Consider the following 18,011-nt stretch of genomic DNA (forward strand, 5'->3'; position numbering starts at 1 on the left):
TCAGGGAAGGTTTCATGCGTTCGCTTTCGCGCGGTGCGAATAGCGCGCCCGAGGTGCTGAACCGGCGTGGCCGCACTGCCTCGTTCTCGTTGGCCCAGGAGATCCGCGGTGGTCTCGCGCGGCTTTCTGAAGCGACCGGGACACCCGTTCCACACGCGCTGCTCGCCGGGTTCGCGGCGTTGCTGACCCGATTGGGCGCGGGCGAGGACATTCCGATTCGCGTCGCCATTCCCGGCGGGGACTCCGCTGTGGTGCGTGTGGACACATCGGGAGATCCGAGTTTCGTGGAGCTGCTGGCACGGGTGGGCGGCTCCGCCGTGTTTCCCCGCGGTGTCGAAGGGATCGTCGAGTACGGCCACGATCTGTTCGATGTGGACAGTGTGGAGGTCCTCACGGACCGGTTGCGGTGGGTAGTGGACCAGGTGGTCGCCAACCCGGAGCTGGCTTTGAGTCGCCTGGAGGTGACGACGGCCGAGGAGCACCACCGGCTCGTGGTGACGTACAACGACACTGGTGCGGCTGAGTCGGACACGCCGTTGCCGGTGCTGTTCGAGCGACAGGTGGAGCGGACTCCGGACGCCACGGCGGTTGTGCGGCAAGGCGTGGAGCTGAGCTACCGGGAGTTGAACGCTCGTGCCAACCGGTTGGCGCACTTGCTGATCCGGCACGGCGCAGGACCCGGGCGGTATGTCGCCGTGGCGTTGTCGCGGACGGTTGAGCTGCCGGTGGCGTTGCTCGCGGTTCTCAAGGCCGGCGCAGCCTACCTGTTCGTCGAACCGGACTACCCGGAGGAGCGAGCTCGGTTCATGCTCACCGACGCGTGCCCGGTGGCGGTCGTGACCACGGGCCGCAAGCGCTTCGACGGTGTGGTCGAGATTTCCCTTGACTCCCCAACGGTTCCGGACGATCTGCTGGACACCGACCCGGGGGTGCCGGTCACGCCCGAGTGTGCCGCGTACGTCATCTACACCTCGGGTTCGACGGGCCAGCCGAAGGGAGTCGTCGTCAGCCACCGGGCGCTGACGGCCTACCTGCTGTTCGCCAAGGACGCCTATCCCGGGGCACGGTGCGACGCGGTGGTGCACTCGCCGGTGTCCTTCGACCTCACCGTCACCGCGTTGTACACGCCGCTGGTGTCCGGTGGCCGGATTCAGTTGGCGGACTTGGCCGATGGGCTGCCGCCGGGCACCGAGTTCGTCAAGGCGACACCGGCGCACCTCGCCGTGCTCCCCGGTCTGCCGACCGTCACCGACCTGGTCGTCGGCGGTGAGCAGCTCACCGGAGAGATGTTGCTGGAGTGGCGGTCCAACCACCCCGAAGCCACCGTCGTCAACGAGTACGGCCCGACTGAGGCCACGGTCGGTTGCGTGGTGCGACGCATCGAGCCCGGTGCCACGGCGCCATCCGGGCCGGTGCCGATCGGGCGGCCGATCCGAGGGGCACGCGTCTACGTGTTGGACGGACGCATGCGACCTGTTCCCGTTGGCGTGCCTGGCGAGCTCTACATCGCTGGAGCCGGTGTCGCGCAGGGCTACCTGAACCGGCCGGGACTGACCGCGCAGCGGTTCGTCGCCTGTCCGTTCGGCCCGCCCGGGGCGGTGATGTTCCGCACCGGGGACCTGGCACGGTGGAACCGCCTGGGGGAGCTGGAGTTCCTGGGGCGGCTCGACGATCAGATCAAGGTTCGCGGGTATCGCATCGAGCCCTCCGAGATCGAGGCGGTGCTGCTCGCCGACCCGTGCGTCTCCGAAGCGGTGGTGATCGCGCGGGACCAGAGGTTGCTCGCCTACGTCGTGGCCGACACGCCGCCTGACACGGCTCGGGTGCGTGAGTTCCTGCCGGAGCACATGGTGCCCGACGCAGTGGTCGTCCTCGGCGGTCTGCCGTTGACGGCGAACGGGAAGATCGACCGCGATGCCTTGCCCGACCCCGATTTCTCCGGCGTGGTGTCCGGTGCGGCGGCGCGGACTCCGGTCGAGGCGGCGCTGTGTGCCGCGTTCGCTGATCTTCTCGGCTTCGACCGCGTTGGCGTCGATGACGACTTCCTCGCTCTTGGCGGGCATTCGTTGCTGGCCATGCGGCTGGTCAGCCGGATTCGGACAGCGCTCGGCGTGGAGATCCCGCTGCGCGCGGTCTTCGATGCGGGCACGCCGGCGCGACTTGCCGAGCTGCTGCCGCACGGGCGGATGGCACGAAGCCCGCTGGTGCCTAGGAATCGTCCCGTGCGGACTCCGCTTTCCTTTCCTCAGCAACGGATGTGGTTGCTGCGTCAGGTCGACGAGCACAGTTGCGCCTACAACGTTCCCGTCGCCTGGCGGGTCACCGGCGCCCTGGATGTCAACGCGCTGCGTGCGGCTGTGGGTGATCTCCTTGCCCGGCACGAGAGTCTGCGGACGATCTACCCCGTTGTCGACGGCGAGCCGCATCAGGTGGTGCTGGAGGAGCCAGATCCGCCTGTCACGGTCGGTCCGGCGGACGTCGAGCGAGCTTTCGCGCTGGACAGGGAGATCCCGCTGCGGGTGTCCGTCTTCGAGGTCGCACCGGACGAGCACGTGATCACGGTGGTGCTCCACCACATCGCCAGCGACGACTGGTCGATGCTCCCGCTGACCCGTGACCTCGCGACCGCGTACACGGCCAGGACCGCCGGGCGAGAGCCGGACTGGTCGCCGTTGCCGGTGCAGTACGCGGATTTCGCGCTCTGGCAACGGGAACTGCACACTGCCGACCAGCTGACCTACTGGCGGCAGGCGCTGAGCGGCATCCCGGACGAGCTCGCCTTGCCGGTTGACCGGCCCCGTCCCGCCGTGCCCTCAGATCGGGGAGGTGCGGTGGAGTTCGAGATCGACCAGTGGCTGCACGACGACCTGCGCTGGCTCGCCGGCCAGCACGGTGTCAGCGTGTTCATGGTGTTCCACGCCGCGGTCGCGGCCCTGCTGACCAAGCTCGGCGCGGGCACCGACATCCCCTTGGGCAGCCCCATTTCCGGTCGCACCGACGACGCGCTGCGGGATCTGGTCGGCTTCTTCCTGAACACGCTCGTGCTCCGCGTGGACACGTCGGGGGATCCGTCGTTCGCCGAGCTGCTGAGCCGCGTTCGTGACACCGACCTGGCCGCTTTCGGGAACCAGGACCTGCCGTTCGAGCTGCTGGTCGAGGAGCTGAACCCGCCGAGGTCGTCCGCCCGGCACCCGCTGTTCCAGGTGATGGTGGTGTACCTGCCCGAGGAGACCGCCGATCTCCGCCTGCCCGGTCTTGCCGTCAAGCGCGAGCCGATCGAGCAGGTGACCTCGAAGTTCGACCTGTGTTTCACGCTCGTCGGTACCGCAGGCAAGATCGAGTACCGCTCCGACCTCTTCGATCCGTCCACTGTGGAGGAATTCGCGCGGCGGCTTCTGCTCGTGCTGCGAGGTGTTGCGGCTGATCCACGGGCCCCGTTGAGCCGAGTTGACGTTCTGTCGAAAGCGGAGCGCGACCGTGTCGTGGTGGACTGGAACGACACAGCGGTGCCGGTCACCGCATCGACGTTGCCGGAGCTGTTCGAGGCTCAGGTCGCCCGCACTCCCGATGCGGTGGCGGTTGTCGGCGACGGGCTCCAGCTGACCTTCGCCGAGCTGAACGCCCGCGCGAACCGATTGGCGCGCAGGCTGGTCGAGCGTGGCGCTGCGCCAGAACGTGTTGTCGCACTGGCACTTCCACATTCGGCGGACATGGTTGTCGCGATCCTGGCCGTGGCGAAGGCGGGAGCCGCCTACCTGGCGATCGACGTGGAGTACCCGCGGCAGCGCATCGACTACATGCTCCAGGACGCGAGTCCGGTGCTGGTGGTGACTGAACTGCCTGACGACGGCGACTTGGACGACTCCGACCTCAACCGGCCGTTGCTTCCGGAGAATCCCGCCTACGTCGTCTACACCTCCGGCTCCACCGGGTGGCCCAAGGGTGTTGTGGTCGAGCACCGCAACCTCGTGAACCTCTTCCGGCGGCACGAAGCCGACCTCCACGCTCCGGCTGTGCGCCACCTGGGGCGTGACCGCGTTCGTGTGGCGCACATCGCCTCATGGTCATTCGATGCGTCGCTGGACCCGTTGCTGTGGCTTGTGGGTGGTCATGAACTGCATGTCGTCAGTGATGCTGTGCGCCGGGATGCGGACGTGCTCATGTCGTACGTGCGGGCACAGCGGATTGACTGCCTCGAAACTTCGCCGTCCTACTTGAAGTACCTGCTGTCGCTCGGGATCACCGATGCGATCGGTGTCATTCTGCTTGGTGGAGAAGCGGTTCCCGAGTCACTGTGGCGTGATCTTCGCGGTTTCACCGGGATGGCGCACAACTTCTACGGTCCGGCGGAGTGCACGGTCAACACCGTGATCGCAGACATCCGGGACAGTGCGGACCCGGTCATCGGGCGACCGGTCAGCAATACGCAGGCGTACGTGTTGGACGCTTGTTTGCAGCCGGTGCCGCCGGGTGTGGTCGGCGAGCTCTTCCTCGGTGGTGCTCAGGTGTCCCGTGGCTATCTCGGGCGTCCAGTGCTGACGGCGCAGCGGTTCGTGGCGAATCCTTTTGGTGCGCCGGGATCTCGGCTGTACCGGACCGGCGACCTCGTCCGCTGGCGTCGTGACGGAGTGCTGGAGTTCGTGGGCCGGGCCGATGACCAGGTCAAGATCCGTGGCATTCGGATCGAGCCGGGGGAGGTGGCGGCGGCCTTGCTCGGCGATCCCGCGATCGACCAAGCCGTGGTGATCTCCTCTGAGGGACAACGCCTTGTGGCCTACTTCGTTCCTGACGCGGAGGTCGAGAGGCCGAGCGTCGCCGACCTGCGCGCCCGGCTGAAGCGGGTGCTTCCCGACTACATGGTTCCGTCGGCGTTCGTACCGGTTGACGCGATCCCGTTGACGCCCAACGGAAAAGTCGATCGCGCCGCGTTACCGGAGCCAGACATGGGCCGGGAGCTGTCGCGTCGCCGACCACGGACCCGGTACGAACGGGTCCTGTGCGAACTCTTCGCCGAGCTGCTGGGGATGCCGGAGATCGGGGTGGACGACAACTTCTTCGAGTTCGGTGGTCACTCGTTGTTGGCGATGCGGTTGGTGAGCCGGTTCCGGTCGGTGGCGGGCGTTGACCTCCCGGTGCGCGCGGTGTTCGAGACACCAACGGTCGTCGGTCTCGCGAACGGGATCTCCGACCCGGCCGCGGACGGGGCACCGGATGCGTTGGGGGTTCTGCTCGCGCTGCGGCCAACCGGCGAGAAGGCACCGGTGTTCTGTGTCCATCCGGTCACGGGGCTTGGTTGGTGCTACTCCGGGCTGGTGCGGTACCTCGGCGAGGACCATCCGGTCTACGCCTTGCAGGCGCGCGGGATCGGCACGCCGGACGAGTGCGCGGAGACGCTGGACGAGATGGTCTCCGACTACCTCGACCAGATCCGTGCGGTCCGGCCGAACGGGCCGTATCACCTCGTGGGCTGGTCGTTCGGCGGGGTGGTCGTGCACGCGCTCGCCACCCGGCTGCGCGAGCTCGGCGAGGAGGTGGGACTGCTCGCCGTGCTCAGCGCCTATCCACGCGACGACGGGCCCGCGCTCAGCGAACACGCGGTCCTGTCGGGCTTTCTCACCAACCTCGGTGTGCCGAGAGAGGCGGTGGGCGACGAGCCGTTGACCCGCGCCAGGGTCGCGGAGATCATCGAACGGGAACCCGCCCTGGCACAGCTGGACGACGCCACGGTCCGCGCGTTGACGAAGTACGCCGTGGGCGGTCTGCCGGTGGTGCGGAGCATGGACAGCCACGCCCCCGGCCACTTCGACGGGGACATGCTGTTCTTCACCGCTGGTGTGGCCGAGTCCGCCGAGCCCTGGCGGCCGTATGTCGGAGGCCGGATCGAGGAGCACCGGATCTCCTGCGCCCACGCCGACATGATGCGACCGGGTCCCCTCACCGAGATCGGTCCGGCGATCGCCGCCAGGCTGGAGGCGCGGCGATGACCTGGTTGCGGCGGCTGGGGATTCCCGCTTCCCTGGCGTGGGGTTTCCCCGGTGTCCTGTTGTTCATGCTGGGGGAGGGGATCGACCAGGGGTTCCTGTCGGCCTACCTCGCCGACCACGGCGTCTCGACGCAGTCGATCGCGGTGCTGTTCACGGTTCGCGGCGTCGCGGTCGGTGTCGCCTCGTGGCTCTCCGGTGCGCTGTCGGACCTGTGGGGACCGCGTCGGGTGATGTGGCTGGGCAGCGTGATCTGGGTGGTGTTCCAGGTGCTGTTCCTGGCGGTCGCCTTGCCCACGTTGAGCTTCCCGCTGCTGCTGGTCAGTTTCGCCTTGCGGGGCTTCGGGTTTCCGTTGTTCGCTTTCGCCTTTCTGACCTGGATCACGGCCGCGACGCCGGAACACCGGCTGGGCCGTGCCGTTGGATGGTTCTACTTCTGCTACGTCGGTGGCCTGCTCGTGTTCGGCGCGTTGTCGGCAAGCGTGCTCGTGCCCCTGCTCGGTACCTATCCGACACTGTGGTTCGCCTTGGCCTGCATGCTCGCCGGTGGGGCGATGACACTGCTACTGGTGCGTGAGCCCAGTGCGCCCGCCTCCGGGGAGAACCCGGTCGGTGTGCTGTTCGGCAGCGTGTCGATCCTCTGGCGGAACTGGAAGGTCGGCGTCGGCGCTGTTGTGCGGTGCATCTGCAGCTCGGCCTACGACGCCTACCCGATCCTGATGCCGATCTTCTTCACGCAGACCATCGGGTTCAGCCTCACCGAGTGGCTGCGGCTGTCGTTCGTCATGTGCGCGACCACCATGGTGTGCAATCTGGTTTTCGGCGCCGTCGGCGACCGGTTCGGGTGGCGGCGCACCATCGCCTGGTTCGGCGGGGTCGGCTGCGCGGTCACGGTCCTGCTGCTCTACTACGTTCCTCTGCTCGCGGGACAGCAGTACGCGCTGGCGCTGCTCGCCGCCGCGCTCAACGGGGCTCCCGCCGCCGCGTACGCGCCGTTGTCCGCCTTGGTGCCCGCGTTGGCTCCAGGGCACAAAGGCCAGGCGATGGCGGCGCTCAACCTCGGTGCGGGCGCCAGCATGCTGGTCGGTCCCGCGATCGTCGCGGTTTTCTTCGGTGTCCTCGGCATGGCCGGGGTGATCTGGATCTTCGCCGGGCTCTATCTGGCGAGCGCGGTGCTGGTGATGCTTTTGAAGGAGCCCGCGTAGTGACGGGGCCCGTCCGGTGCGGACGGGCCCCGAGCTCCGCATTACGTGTGCTGCCAACTGGTGCAGGCGATGCTGCCCCGGACGATGGAGCATCCCCGGACCCAGGTCCAGTGCGCGAACCGGACCGCTCGGGTCGCGACCGGTTGCCCGTTGCCGCCCGCGTAGAACGGGCCGCACTGCTCCCAGTCCCTCTGGTTGTTGGAGACGTCGATCCAGACGCCGTCCTGGCGTGTGGTGTTGCCGTCGATGCTGGCCCAGAAGTGCTCGGTCCTGATGCCACCGGTGTTCTGCATGCCGCGCCACAGCGTCGTGTACACCTTGTCCGGGTGCACCATCGCCTTCAGCCCGCGAACGTCCTCGGCGTGGTCCGGGTACCACCAGCCGGAGCAGTCCAGCGCCGGGGCCGCCGAGGCAGGGGCGAGACCCAGGGCGGCGACGGCGAAGGCGATGGCCGTTACCGCAAGGACGTTGTGATTCGGACGCATCCAGACCCCCTGGAATCAGTGGAAATCGATAGTCGGATCCTCTCCGCGGGCCTCGCCGTGCTGGGACAACCGTCGAGCCGACACCGCTGTCCACCGGCAGATGGATGCGCCGTGTCCGGGGCACGACCGCGCACAAGGTGTTTGCATATACAAGCGCGCTATTTGTCCGGATTTGTTGGGGATGTGACCAAAGAAGTCATGTCCTCGCGTGTCTCTCCGGCCGACTCGCTACATTCCGGATCGCGCTCTAATGGGCGCGGACAGGGGAAGAGACTGATGAGCACCGCACCCGAGCTGGCCGTCCCGGCCTCGGTGGACAGTCCGGTCCGGCCGAAACCGCCGTCGAGCAGGTTCACCGCCTGGCTGCTGCAGAACCGGGTGCAGCCGGTCGGCCCGGAGAGCGGCGAGGGCCACGGCACGCCGCAGTCGTGGTGGAAGGTCATGTGCCTCACCGGCGTTGACTACTTCTCCACGCTGTCCTACCTGCCAGGCATCGCCGCGCTCGCCGCAGGTGCGCTGTCCCCGCTGGCGACGTTGCTCATCGTGGCGCTGACGCTGCTCGGGATGCTGCCGATGTACCGCAGGGTGGCCAAGGAGAGCCCGCACGGCCAGGGCTCGGTCGCGATGCTGGAGGACCTGCTGCCGTTCTGGCGCGGCAAGGTGTTCGTGCTGGTTCTGCTGGGGTTCGTGGCCACGTCGTGGATCATCACGATCACCCTGTCCTCGGCCGACGCGACCGTGCACGCGCTGGAGAACCCCTACGTGCCGGAGTTCCTGCACGGGCAGGCCGTGCCCATCACCATCGTGCTGCTGCTGGTGCTCGGCGGGGTGTTCCTGCTCGGCTTCAGCGAGGCCGTCGGCGTCGCCATCCCGCTGGTCGCGGTCTTCCTGCTGCTCAACGCGATCACCGTGGTGGCGGCGGTGGCCGAGCTGGTCTCCTCCCCGGTCGCGGTGTCCTCGTGGTGGGACGCGCTGACCACCAACCCCGGTGGCTTGCCCGGCGCGCTCGGCGCGGCGGTGCTGGCGTTCCCGATGCTGGTGCTCGGGCTCTCCGGGTTCGAGACCGGGGTCAGCATGATGCCGCTGGTGGCGGCGAAGGGCGAGACCGAGCGGCAGCGGCTGGACAACCGGATCCGCAACACCCGCAAGCTGCTGACCGCCGCCGCGGTGATCATGTCGGTGTACCTGGTCGCGACGAGCTTCGTCACCACCGTGCTCATCCCCGCCCCGGAGTTCGCCGAGGGCGGCAAGGCCAGCGGGCGGGCCATGGCCTACCTGGCCCACCAGCAGCTCGGCGAGGTCTTCGGCACCGTCTACGACGTCAGCAGCATCCTGATCCTGTGGTTCGCGGGCGCGTCCGCGATGGCCGGGCTGATCAACATCGTTCCGCGCTACCTGCCCTCCTACGGCATGGCCCCGGACTGGGGCCGCGCGGTGCGGCCGGTGGTGCTGGTCTACACCGCCATCAGCATCGGCATCACCATCGCCTTCGGCGCCGACGTCAACGCCCAGTCCGGCGCGTACGCCACCGGCATCCTGGCGATGATGGTCTCCGGCTCGGTCGCGGTGACCATCTCCGCGGCGCGCCGCCGCCAGCGCGGGGCGGGCTTCGGCTTCGGCGTGCTCACGCTGGTGCTGCTGTACGCGTTGGTGGAGAACGTCATCGAGAAGCCGGACGGCATCGCGATCTCCGCGGTGTTCATCGCGGGCATCGTGCTGGTCTCCCTGGTCTCCAGGGTCACCCGCACCACCGAGCTGCGCGCCGACCGGATCGAGTTCGACGAGGCCGCGCGGCGGTACGTCACCGACTCGCTCGCGCACGACTCCGCGCTGAACATCATCGCCAACCAGCGGCAGGCCGGGGACACCGCCGAGTACTCCCAGAAGGAGGCCGCCCAGCGCGGGATGAACCCGGTGCCCGGCGCCGCCGACGTGCTGTTCCTGGAGATCGACGTGATCGACCCCTCGGACTTCAGCGACGTGCTGCGGGTGCGCGGCGTCGAGGTCGACGGGCACCGGATCCTGCGCGCGGACAGTCCGGCGGTGCCCAACGCGATCGCGGCGGTCCTGCTGGCGTTGCGCGACGCCACCGGGGTGCGGCCTCGGTGCTACTTCGAGTGGTCGGAGGGCAACCCGCTCACCCACCTGTTCCGCTACCTGATCCTGGGCAAGGGCGACACCGCGCCGGTGGTCCGGGAGATCCTGCGCACGAGCGAGGAGGACCCCGACCGCCGGCCCGGCATCCACGTCGGCGGCTAGAAGGCGTTGATCCCGGTCAGCTCCGCCGACAGCGCCCACAGCCGGGCGGCCTGCTCGGGGTCGGTCGCGTAGCCGCGAACGCCGGGGGCGTCGCCGTCGGAGGGCTCGGCGATCTCGCAGTCCTCGCAGTAGACGCCGCCCTTCCCGTCGAGCTGGGGCGAGGTCGCGGCCCACACCTGGGTGGCCGCGCCCTGCTCCGGGGACTTGAAGCTCGGGTTCAGCGCGTTGCCGTCCTCGTCGATCCAGCCCATCGCGACCTGCTCGGACTTGGGCACGTGGCGCTGCAACGGGGTGAGGATGCCACCGGGGTGCAGCGAGAACGCCCGCACTCCGGAGTCCTTGCCCAGCGCGTCGAGCTGGACCGCGAACAGGATGTTGGCGGTCTTGGCCTGACCGTAGGCCTCCCACTTGTCGTAGCCGTGCGTGAACTGCACGTCGTCCCAACGGATGGGGGAACGGCGGTGCCCAGCGGAGGACACCGACACCACGCGCGCCCCGTCGCGGGCCAGCGCGGGCCACAGCAGGTTGGTCAACGCGTAGTGACCGAGGTGGTTGGTCGCGAACTGCGCCTCCCAGCCCGGGCCGACGCGGGTCTCCGGGCACGCCATGATCCCGGCGTTGTTGATCAGGATGTCGATGCCGCGGCCGGAGGCCAGGAACCGCTCGGCGAAGCCACGGACGCTGTCGAGGTCGCCGAGGTCGAGCTCGTCGATCTCCACGCCGTCGATGCCCGCGAGGGCCTGCTCGGCGGTGTCGCGGCGCCGGGCCGGGACCACGACGTGGGCGCCCGCCGCGACCAGGGCGCGGGTGGTCTCCAGGCCGAGGCCGGAGTAGCCGCCGGTGACGACCGCGAGCTTGCCGGTGAGGTCGATGCCGTCCAGGACGTCGGCGGCGGTGCTCCGGGCGTCGAAGCCGGAGCCGATCTTGTGCTGGGCCGTTGTCATGCGATCGAGGCTAGGAAGTGGAGCGCGCTCCAAGTCAAGCGTCGCGACGGAAGGCGGGCGGGCACATCGGTGCCGGAGTCTCCGCAATGGCTTGTGGCCAAAGGAAAAAACGATGAAGCCCTGCGCGCGCTCGAAAGCCCTGAACCCGTGTCGTCGGGGCGCGGCCGCGTTCCTGGCGGCGCCGCTGCCGGAGACCGAGGGGCGATCCTTGACCTGAACCGGGGTTGAGTTCCTACGGTCGCCGCATGGAGTTCTCGCACAACGACGAAGAGCTGGCGCGGCAACCGATCGGCTACTGGAGCTGGGCGGCGCACAAGGCGGCGGTCGGCCACATCCGGGCCGCCCTCGCCGAGCACGACCTCACGCAGCCCCGGTGGTGGGTGCTCGCCCAGGTGGCCGGGAGCCGGGCCGGGCGGACCCGTGCGGAGGTGACCGCCGTGCTGGAGGGCTACCTCGACGTCGGCGCCGCGTTGCAGCCGGAGATCGACACGGTCCTCGACCGGGGGTGGATCGCGCTGGGCGACGACGGGCGCCTGGTCGTGACCGAGGAGGGCGGCGCGCTGTTCGAGCGGGTCGCCCGGCTCCAGCAGGAGCTGCGAGCGCGGATCCACGACGGCATTCCCGACGAGGAGTACGTGCGCACGCTCAAGGTCCTGCAACGCATGATCCACAACGTCGGCGGGAAGGCGTGGCACCACTAGTTCGATGTCACCGGCAACAGTGACACCGTCGTCGGCGAAAAGCCCTTTCGGTGCGCATCGACGAAGAGCCTCCCCGTGGCACGGGGAGGCTATTCGCTTGCTTTTCTAGAAAGTGACGTCACCGCACTGGTAGAAAGCGTTTCCGGTGTCGGCGATGTCCCAGACCGCGAGAATCAGGTGCCGCCCGGACTTCGCGGGCAGGCGCCCGGTGTGGGTCACGGTCGACCCGGGGCGGGCGCCGTTGAAGTTCACCGTGTAGAACGGCGCGGGGTCCAGCTGCGCGCGGGTCAGCGGCGCGGACGGGTTCCAGCCGTTGCGGGTGATGAAGTAGCGGAACGACGTGGTCGCGTGCGCCGCGGTCAGCGTCCAGCTGAAGGTCAGGTTCCCGCCGGAGGTCACCTTCTTCGCAGGCCACGAGCCCCCGCGCGGGTCGTCCAGCTGGGCGAACTGGCCGAGGCCGCCCGCGCAGATCCGGCCGTTGGCCGGGCCGCCGCCGGGGAAGCCCTTGGGGCCCTCGACGCTCTGCGGCTCCCACTGGATCGGTCCGCAGTTGGACACCGCACCGGTCTTGCACAGGTAGGCCCTGCTCGGGACGTTGGTCGTGTAGCCGTGCGCGTTGGCGACCCCGGCGAAGGCGAGGGGCAGGGCCACGCAGGTCGCGACGATCGCGCTGAGTCGTCCTAACAGCTTGCTTGCCACCGTTTCTCCTCATGCTGGGCAGGGTGGAGCATGATCGGCGGCGGAGAATTCCTCCCGGAGGCGATGGGAGGGAATTGGACAGTAGCGGACGGCGCGGCGACGCCGATACCGCCGCAAGCGTGTCTTTTCTGTTGTTCAGAGCGCAACGGCCAGCCGGTGAACACGGTTGATCGCTGACGCTTCACAAAGAATCTATTCCGTCGGCTGATCGCCGGTAATGACGTTACGGTCCACCCCGGCAAGCCCGCCGCCGGTCGCGGGCGGCATCGGCGGCCCGTCCAGCACCGACCCCCTGCGGTGAGTACGGCGAAGGCCCGTCCGATCACTCGGACGGGCCCTCGTCACATCGTGGCCTCAGTGCCTCAGGCGACGACCGCCTTGAGGAACTTGACCTCCTTGTTCGGCTTGCCGCCACCCGGGCTGGGGTCCATCGAACCGTCGTGACCGGCGCGGGCGACCTCGTCGATGTGCTTGAGGCCCTCCTCGCCGATGGTGCCGAAGACGGTGTAGTTCGGCTGCAGCTCGGCGTTGCCGTAGACGATGAAGAACTGGCTGCCGTTGGTGTTCGGGCCGGAGTTGGCCATCGCCAGGTAGCCGCGGCCGTACTTCAGCTCGGGCCAGACCTCGTCGGCGAAGGAGTAGCCGGGGCCGCCGGAGCCGGTCGCCGTCGGGTCGCCGCACTGCAGCATCTGCAGGCCCTCGGTGCTGATCCGGTGGCAGGTGGTGTCGTTGTAGTAACCCTGCTTCGCGAGGCTGACGAAGCTGTTCACCGCGCACGGCGCGAGGCCGCGGTCCAGCGTCAGCGGCAGATCGCCGACGTTGGTGTTCAGCGTGACGTTGACGGTGCCGGTGGCCGAGACGTCCTTGCCCTCGGGCGCCTTGACCTCCTTGGCCGCCTTCTTGTCGCCATCGGCCGGCTTGTAGTCGCAGGTGACCTTCGGGGGCAGCGCCGCGGGACGGGTCGCGGGCTTGGCCAGCTCGGTCGGGATCTGCACCGGGGTCGGCGTCGTGCTCGTCGGGTTCGCCGCGGGGTCGGTCGATGACGGCATCGTCGAGATCCAGAAGATCAGGCCGACGACCACGACCGTTCCACCCACCGCGGAGACGATTCCGATGACGCGGCGCCGCTTGGCGCGCTGGGCCCGCCGCTCCAGCTGCCGCTCCAGTTTCCGCTTCGCGGCCTGGCGGCGCTGCTCGTTGCTCGGCACAGTGCTCCCTCCCGAGGATCGTGCGTAGTGACGCGGCGGCGCAGTCTAGGGAACTCGGTGTGAACCCGGTGTGGTGACGCCGCCCCGTTAGGCTGGGCCTGATTCTCTCCTGTCTCCGAACACCCCACGCCCGGAGGTCTCCGCTGTGCTGGTCGCAGGCTTCCCGGTCGGCGCGTTGCAGGCCAACTGTTTCCTGCTCGCCCCGGCCGAAGACGCCGACTGCGTCATCATCGACGCAGGTCAGGACGCTGTCGATCCGATCGAGGAGGCATTGGCCAAGCACCGGCTGACCCCGGTCGCCGTGTTGCTCACCCACGGTCACTTCGACCACGTCTTCTCCGCGGCGCAGATCTGCCGCTCCTACGGCGTGCCCGCCTGGATCCACCCGGAGGACCGGGCCATGCTGTCCGACCCGGCCAGCGCGCTCGGTCCGCAGGCGGCGGCGCTGTTCGGCGGCCGCGTGGACATGGCCGAGCCCGAGGAGGTCCGCGAGCTGGCTGACGGTGACGTGCTCGACCTGGCCGGGCTGTCCTTCACGGTGGACCACACGCCGGGGCACACGCGCGGCTCGGTGTGCTTCCGCACCACCACCGAGGAGGGCGGCAGCCTGCTGTTCTCCGGCGACACCCTGTTCGCGGGCTCGATCGGCCGCACCGACCTGCCCGGCGGGGACTCCGAGGAGATCATGCGCTCGCTGAAGGAGAAGATCCTGCCGCTGCACGACGACACGGTGGTGCTGCCCGGCCACGGTCCGGCCTCCACGATCGGCAGGGAACGGGTGACCAACCCCTTCCTCGCGGGCGGCGGAGCGGCGTTCCCCACCAGGGGGATGTGAGGTGGTCCCGCTCGACCTGATCGCCCCCGCCGTGCTGCGCAGGCGCGCGGTGGTGGTGGCGGTCGGAGGCACCGTGCTCGCGCTGCTGGTCGGCGCGCTCGCCGGGCTGCTCACCGACCCCACGGCCGGGACCGTGCTGTTCGTGGTGATCGGTGTCCCGCCGTGGCTGCTCTCGTTCGCCGAGTCGCGCAGGCGGACCTGGCTGGCGGGCACGGAGATCGGCGTGCGGGCGCTGAGCACCACCAAGGTCGATCTCACCCAGCTCACCGACCTCGGCGTGCTGGTCAGCCAGGTCAGGGGGATCCGGACGGTCGGCCTGCTGGTCACCTGCGGGCGGAGCACGGTCACCGTCCCGCTGGCCGCCTACGCCGAGAGAGGGATCCGGGAGCTGGACCTGCTGGCGCTGCGCAAGCTCGCCGACGCCCTCATCGCGACCGGGCAGCCGTCGGCGCTGGTGTTCTCGGAGCTGCTCGTCGCGCAGCTGCGGGCGGAGGCGAGGGGAGCCGGGCTCGACGAGCGGCCGCTGTTCCTGCTCGCCGCGGCGGCGCAGGAGGGCCGGCTGGCGCAGCGCCTCGGCCACGACGTGGTGTCCCGCTTCGTGGCGTCGATGGAGTAGGTCAGGACGGGACGCCGGCGTCGGCGTCGTCGCTCTGCTCCGGCTGGGGCTCGGTCAGCGCGCTCAGCAGACCGGTCACCCGCAGCACCTTCTCCAGCTGCGCGTCGACCCCGACCAGCAGCAGCCTGCCGCCCGCTTCCCGGCAGCCCCGGTAGCCGGTCAGGATCGCCGCCAGTCCCGCGGAGTCGCAGAACCCCAGTTCGGTGAGGTCGAGGACGAGGCTGCCGTGGCCCGCGATGAACAGGGTGTCCAGCTCCTGGCGCAGCAGGGGCGCGGTGGCGTAGTCGAGCTCACCGGTCAGGCGCAGGCACGCGGGCGTCGGCTCGTCGTCGACATCGACTGTCAGGGGTTCTGGCGCCATCACTGATCCTTTCTCTCGACGGCCAGCCTGGTGATCCCGGCTTCGAGGTGGTTGCGCGCGCGGGGGAAGTCGTAGAGCGCGGCGCGGCAGGCGCGCAGCGGGACCAGCACCGTGGACGGCGGCACCTTCCGCGCCGCCAGGATCGCGGCCGTCCAGTCCAGGAAGCCGGTGAACAGCTCGCTGTCCTCGACGTAGACCGCGGCGGCGAGGAAGTCCACGAGGTGCCCGAGGTCCTCCTCGGTGGCCTCCCGCTGCCGTTCGTCGTAGCCGGCGGCGGCCGGGACGTGCCGCAGCACGGCGGCGAAGGCGGTGTCGACCAGCTCGTCGCGGCGCTTGAGCAGGCTCGGGTACTCGTCGTCGGCGAGGTGGTCAAGAGCCGGGCGAGGCGGGGCGCCGACCGGCCACCGGCCCTCCAGCAGCTCGGCCGCGGCGGCGGCGCCCGGCGCCCACCCGTCGACCCCGAGCGTGCGCGCCCACCGCCCGCCCGGCCCGAACCCGGTCCCGCCGACCAGCACGGGCACCCCGGTCCGCTGACAGGTCTCGATCATCCGGTGCGCGTGCGGCAGGCGGACCGGGAGCGCGCAGCTCAGCGCCACCACGTCCGGCCCCTCCTGGTGCAGGTAGGACACGAGGTGCGAGGCGGGGACGCTCGCGCCGAGGAAGGTCGTGCGCCACCCGCGCAGCCGCAGCACCTCGGCGACCAGCCGCGCCGACAACGCGTGCCACTCACCGTCCATACAGGACACGACGACGTGGCCCCGGCTGTGCCGCACGGGAGTCCGGGTGCTCAGCGCCGCGACTACCCGCTCGCTGATGTGGGTGGCGGCGTGCTCCTGCGCCACGGTCCAGCGGTTGGCCGCCCAGTGCTCCCCGACCCTGACCTGGACCGGCGCGACGAGCTCCAGCAGCAGCCGCTCGGGCTCGACCCCGTTGTCCAGCAAGCGGATCACGAAGTCGGTCGCCGCGTGCTCGTCGGCCTCCCCGAGGAGGGCGAACAACGTGTCGCGTTCCTCGGTCAGCTCGTCGGCGGGCCGCGTGAGGGTCATCAGTTCCGGCTTTCCCGCCGTTCCGGTACGGCGTGCAGGTGCCTGCCGTGCGCGCGCACCGCGAGCACGGCGATGTCGTCGTGGTCGCGGCCTGCCAGCCACTGGGTCGCCAGCAGCTCGACCCGCTCGGCCACCGCGCCCGGTGGCATGACCGCGCACCCGAAGAGCGCGTCGGCCAGCCGCCGCTCGCCGAACATCGTGTGCCCCTCGCGTCCGCCCCTGGCCTCGGTGACCCCGTCGCTGTAGAGCACGCAGCACTCCCCGGCGAGCAGGTGCACGGTGGTCTCGGTGAAGGTCGCGTCCTCGAAGACGCCCACCAGCATCCCGGTCAGCTCGACGGTCTCCACCGCGCCGTTGGCCCGCAGCAGCAACGGCGGCAGGTGGCCACCGACGCCGATCGTCAGCGTCAGGCCACCGTCCTTGGCCGGGACCGCCAGCCCGAGGACCATGGTCACGAAGCGTTGGTCCCGCGACCGGCTGCCGTCCAGCATCGTCTCGTTGAGCAGCCGCAGCAGCCGGACCGGGTCGCGCTCCACGCGGGACAACGCCCGCAGTGTCTGGCGCACCTGGCCGGTGAGCACAGCGGCCTCGACACCCTTGCCGCACACGTCACCGAGCGCGAACAGGGCCGCCCCGTCCGGCAACGGGTACACCTCGTAGAAGTCCCCGCCGATGCGCAACGCCTCGCGGGAGGGCCGGTAGGCCGCGCCGAAGGCCATGCCGGGCACCTCCGGCAGCGGCGCGGGCAGCAGGCTCCGTTGCAGCGTCGACGCGGTGCGCGCCTGGTCGCCGTAGAGCGAGGCGGCGGCCAGCGCGATCCCGGCGCGCGAACAGAACTCCCGCGCCAGCGCGGTGTCGTCGTCGGTGAACTCGCTCGCCCCCGTCAGCACCAGCACTCCGGCCGGATTCCCGTTTCCCGGCAAGGAGATCACCAGCGCGTACGCGGGCCGCTGGTCGGCGGGCCACAGCCAGCCCGCCTCGGTGAGCTCGTCGACCACCCACGGCGAGGAGTGCGCCCCCAGCCCGGCCATGGCGTCGGCGATCGGCTCCGGCAGCTGCGTCGGGCGCACCCAGCTCTCCCGAACGTCCGTCCCCACGGCGTGGCGCCACCACCGCACCCTCCCCGCGGCCGGTGGCAGCAGCACCGTCGCGCTGTCGCCGAGCTTCGGCACGGCGAGGGACACCACCGCGCGAGCGGTCCGCGACGGGTGCAGCGAGAGGCCGAGCTTGCGGCTGGCCGCGGCGAGGAACCCGGAACGCGCGCGCTCGGCCAGCAGCGCGTCGGTGCGACCGCTCTCCTCGCTGACGTCGCGGACGTACCACAGGTGCCGCCCGTCGCCGAGGTCGTGGCGGCGCCAGTGCAACGTCCGGTCCCCGGACCCGGCCCGGAAGTCCCCGGTCTCGCGCACCGGCAGCACCGATCCCGCGGTGAGGTCCGGCAGCAGCTCCGTCGCCCGGCCGTCGGCCGTGAGCACGGTGCCGTCGCGGTCGCAGAGGAGCACGGCCTCGATGCTGCCCGCGAGCAGCTCGTGGCGGCGCGGCTGTGGGCGCTGGTCAGGCTGCTGCGGGGAGGCTCCGATCGACGCCTTCGTCCCGGTCATCGGCTCCAGCACCCCCGCTCCTCTCGGGCCGGTGATCGTCGGTTGCACGGTAACGCAGGTACCCAGCGTG

At 70.0% G+C, this 18,011-nt stretch carries 13 protein-coding genes; 6 read left to right on the plus strand and 7 right to left on the minus strand.

The window, feature by feature from the left end:
* The first annotated feature begins 14 nt into the window (after positions 1-14).
* Together ACFFQA_RS03260 and ACFFQA_RS03265 are read left to right on the plus strand one after the other, a co-directional pair.
* Positions 15-5,984, plus strand: coding sequence for a non-ribosomal peptide synthetase (locus ACFFQA_RS03260; RefSeq protein ID WP_377850045.1), 5,970 nt, complete (start codon positions 15-17; stop codon positions 5,982-5,984).
* Positions 5,981-7,186 (plus strand): MFS transporter, encoded by a 1,206-nt coding sequence (locus tag ACFFQA_RS03265; protein WP_377850046.1) that lies wholly within the window; start codon positions 5,981-5,983, stop codon positions 7,184-7,186. Before ACFFQA_RS03260 ends, ACFFQA_RS03265 begins: the two co-directional genes overlap by 4 nt.
* 41 nt (positions 7,187-7,227) lie before the next feature.
* On the opposite strand, the gene ACFFQA_RS03270 is transcribed toward ACFFQA_RS03265, so the two are convergent.
* Entirely contained in the window at positions 7,228-7,671 is a 444-nt protein-coding gene (locus ACFFQA_RS03270; protein WP_377850047.1) for a hypothetical protein, read from the minus strand.
* A 276-nt stretch (positions 7,672-7,947) separates the two neighbouring features.
* On the opposite strand from ACFFQA_RS03270, the gene ACFFQA_RS03275 reads away from it, so the two are divergent.
* Positions 7,948-9,930, plus strand: coding sequence for an APC family permease (locus ACFFQA_RS03275; protein WP_377850048.1), 1,983 nt, complete (start codon positions 7,948-7,950; stop codon positions 9,928-9,930).
* On the opposite strand, the gene ACFFQA_RS03280 is transcribed toward ACFFQA_RS03275, so the two are convergent.
* The gene (locus tag ACFFQA_RS03280) at positions 9,927-10,874 is read right to left on the minus strand and encodes an SDR family NAD(P)-dependent oxidoreductase (RefSeq protein WP_377850049.1); all 948 of its coding nucleotides are present in this window, start codon (positions 10,872-10,874) and stop codon (positions 9,927-9,929) included. The genes ACFFQA_RS03275 and ACFFQA_RS03280 overlap by 4 nt on opposite strands.
* A 245-nt stretch (positions 10,875-11,119) precedes the next feature.
* Between ACFFQA_RS03280 and ACFFQA_RS03285 the strand changes: the two genes are divergently transcribed.
* A complete protein-coding gene (locus ACFFQA_RS03285; RefSeq protein WP_377850050.1) occupies positions 11,120-11,575 on the plus strand; it encodes a MarR family winged helix-turn-helix transcriptional regulator in 456 nt (151 codons plus the stop codon).
* Positions 11,576-11,680: 105 nt separating this feature from the next.
* On the opposite strand, the gene ACFFQA_RS03290 is transcribed toward ACFFQA_RS03285, so the two are convergent.
* The gene (locus tag ACFFQA_RS03290; RefSeq protein WP_377850051.1) at positions 11,681-12,274 is read right to left on the minus strand and encodes a lytic polysaccharide monooxygenase auxiliary activity family 9 protein; all 594 of its coding nucleotides are present in this window, start codon (positions 12,272-12,274) and stop codon (positions 11,681-11,683) included.
* A 362-nt stretch (positions 12,275-12,636) separates the two neighbouring features.
* A complete protein-coding gene (locus ACFFQA_RS03295) occupies positions 12,637-13,482 on the minus strand; it encodes a peptidylprolyl isomerase (RefSeq protein WP_377850052.1) in 846 nt (281 codons plus the stop codon).
* A gap of 145 nt (positions 13,483-13,627) precedes the next feature.
* Between ACFFQA_RS03295 and ACFFQA_RS03300 the strand changes: the two genes are divergently transcribed.
* The gene (locus tag ACFFQA_RS03300) at positions 13,628-14,317 is read left to right on the plus strand and encodes an MBL fold metallo-hydrolase (RefSeq protein WP_377850053.1); all 690 of its coding nucleotides are present in this window, start codon (positions 13,628-13,630) and stop codon (positions 14,315-14,317) included.
* A 1-nt stretch (position 14,318) separates the two neighbouring features.
* A complete protein-coding gene (locus tag ACFFQA_RS03305; RefSeq protein WP_377850054.1) occupies positions 14,319-14,933 on the plus strand; it encodes a hypothetical protein in 615 nt (204 codons plus the stop codon).
* 1 nt (position 14,934) lies between these two features.
* Here the strand turns inward: ACFFQA_RS03305 and ACFFQA_RS03310 are convergent, their stop codons facing one another.
* From ACFFQA_RS03310 to ACFFQA_RS03320, 3 genes are read right to left on the minus strand one after another with little or no spacing between them, the layout of a single operon-like run.
* Positions 14,935-15,294 (minus strand): STAS domain-containing protein, encoded by a 360-nt coding sequence (locus tag ACFFQA_RS03310; protein ID WP_377850055.1) that lies wholly within the window; start codon positions 15,292-15,294, stop codon positions 14,935-14,937.
* Positions 15,294-16,340: a cobalamin B12-binding domain-containing protein gene (locus tag ACFFQA_RS03315; protein ID WP_377850056.1), complete on the minus strand. Its 1,047-nt coding sequence runs from the start codon at positions 16,338-16,340 to the stop codon at positions 15,294-15,296. Before ACFFQA_RS03315 ends, ACFFQA_RS03310 begins: the two co-directional genes overlap by 1 nt.
* Entirely contained in the window at positions 16,340-17,953 is a 1,614-nt protein-coding gene (locus tag ACFFQA_RS03320) for a PP2C family protein-serine/threonine phosphatase (protein ID WP_377850057.1), read from the minus strand. The genes ACFFQA_RS03315 and ACFFQA_RS03320 overlap by 1 nt, the downstream gene beginning before the upstream one ends.
* Between the last annotated feature and the right edge of the window lie 58 nt (positions 17,954-18,011).

The sequence above is a fragment of the Allokutzneria oryzae genome, assembly GCF_042429765.1.
Taxonomy (GTDB): Bacteria; Actinomycetota; Actinomycetes; order Mycobacteriales; family Pseudonocardiaceae; genus Allokutzneria; species Allokutzneria oryzae.

What these genes read in the sequence shown, in the direction of transcription:
- ACFFQA_RS03260 (WP_377850045.1), top strand. Translation starts at nt 15, where the DNA reads ATGCGTTCGCTTTCGCGCGGTGCGAATAGCGCGCCCGAGGTGCTGAAC.
- ACFFQA_RS03265 (WP_377850046.1), top strand. Translation starts at nt 5,981, where the DNA reads ATGACCTGGTTGCGGCGGCTGGGGATTCCCGCTTCCCTGGCGTGGGGT.
- ACFFQA_RS03270 (WP_377850047.1), bottom strand. Translation starts at nt 7,671, where the DNA reads ATGCGTCCGAATCACAACGTCCTTGCGGTAACGGCCATCGCCTTCGCC.
- ACFFQA_RS03275 (WP_377850048.1), top strand. Translation starts at nt 7,948, where the DNA reads ATGAGCACCGCACCCGAGCTGGCCGTCCCGGCCTCGGTGGACAGTCCG.
- ACFFQA_RS03280 (WP_377850049.1), bottom strand. Translation starts at nt 10,874, where the DNA reads ATGACAACGGCCCAGCACAAGATCGGCTCCGGCTTCGACGCCCGGAGC.
- ACFFQA_RS03285 (WP_377850050.1), top strand. Translation starts at nt 11,120, where the DNA reads ATGGAGTTCTCGCACAACGACGAAGAGCTGGCGCGGCAACCGATCGGC.
- ACFFQA_RS03310 (WP_377850055.1), bottom strand. Translation starts at nt 15,294, where the DNA reads ATGGCGCCAGAACCCCTGACAGTCGATGTCGACGACGAGCCGACGCCC.
- ACFFQA_RS03315 (WP_377850056.1), bottom strand. Translation starts at nt 16,340, where the DNA reads ATGACCCTCACGCGGCCCGCCGACGAGCTGACCGAGGAACGCGACACG.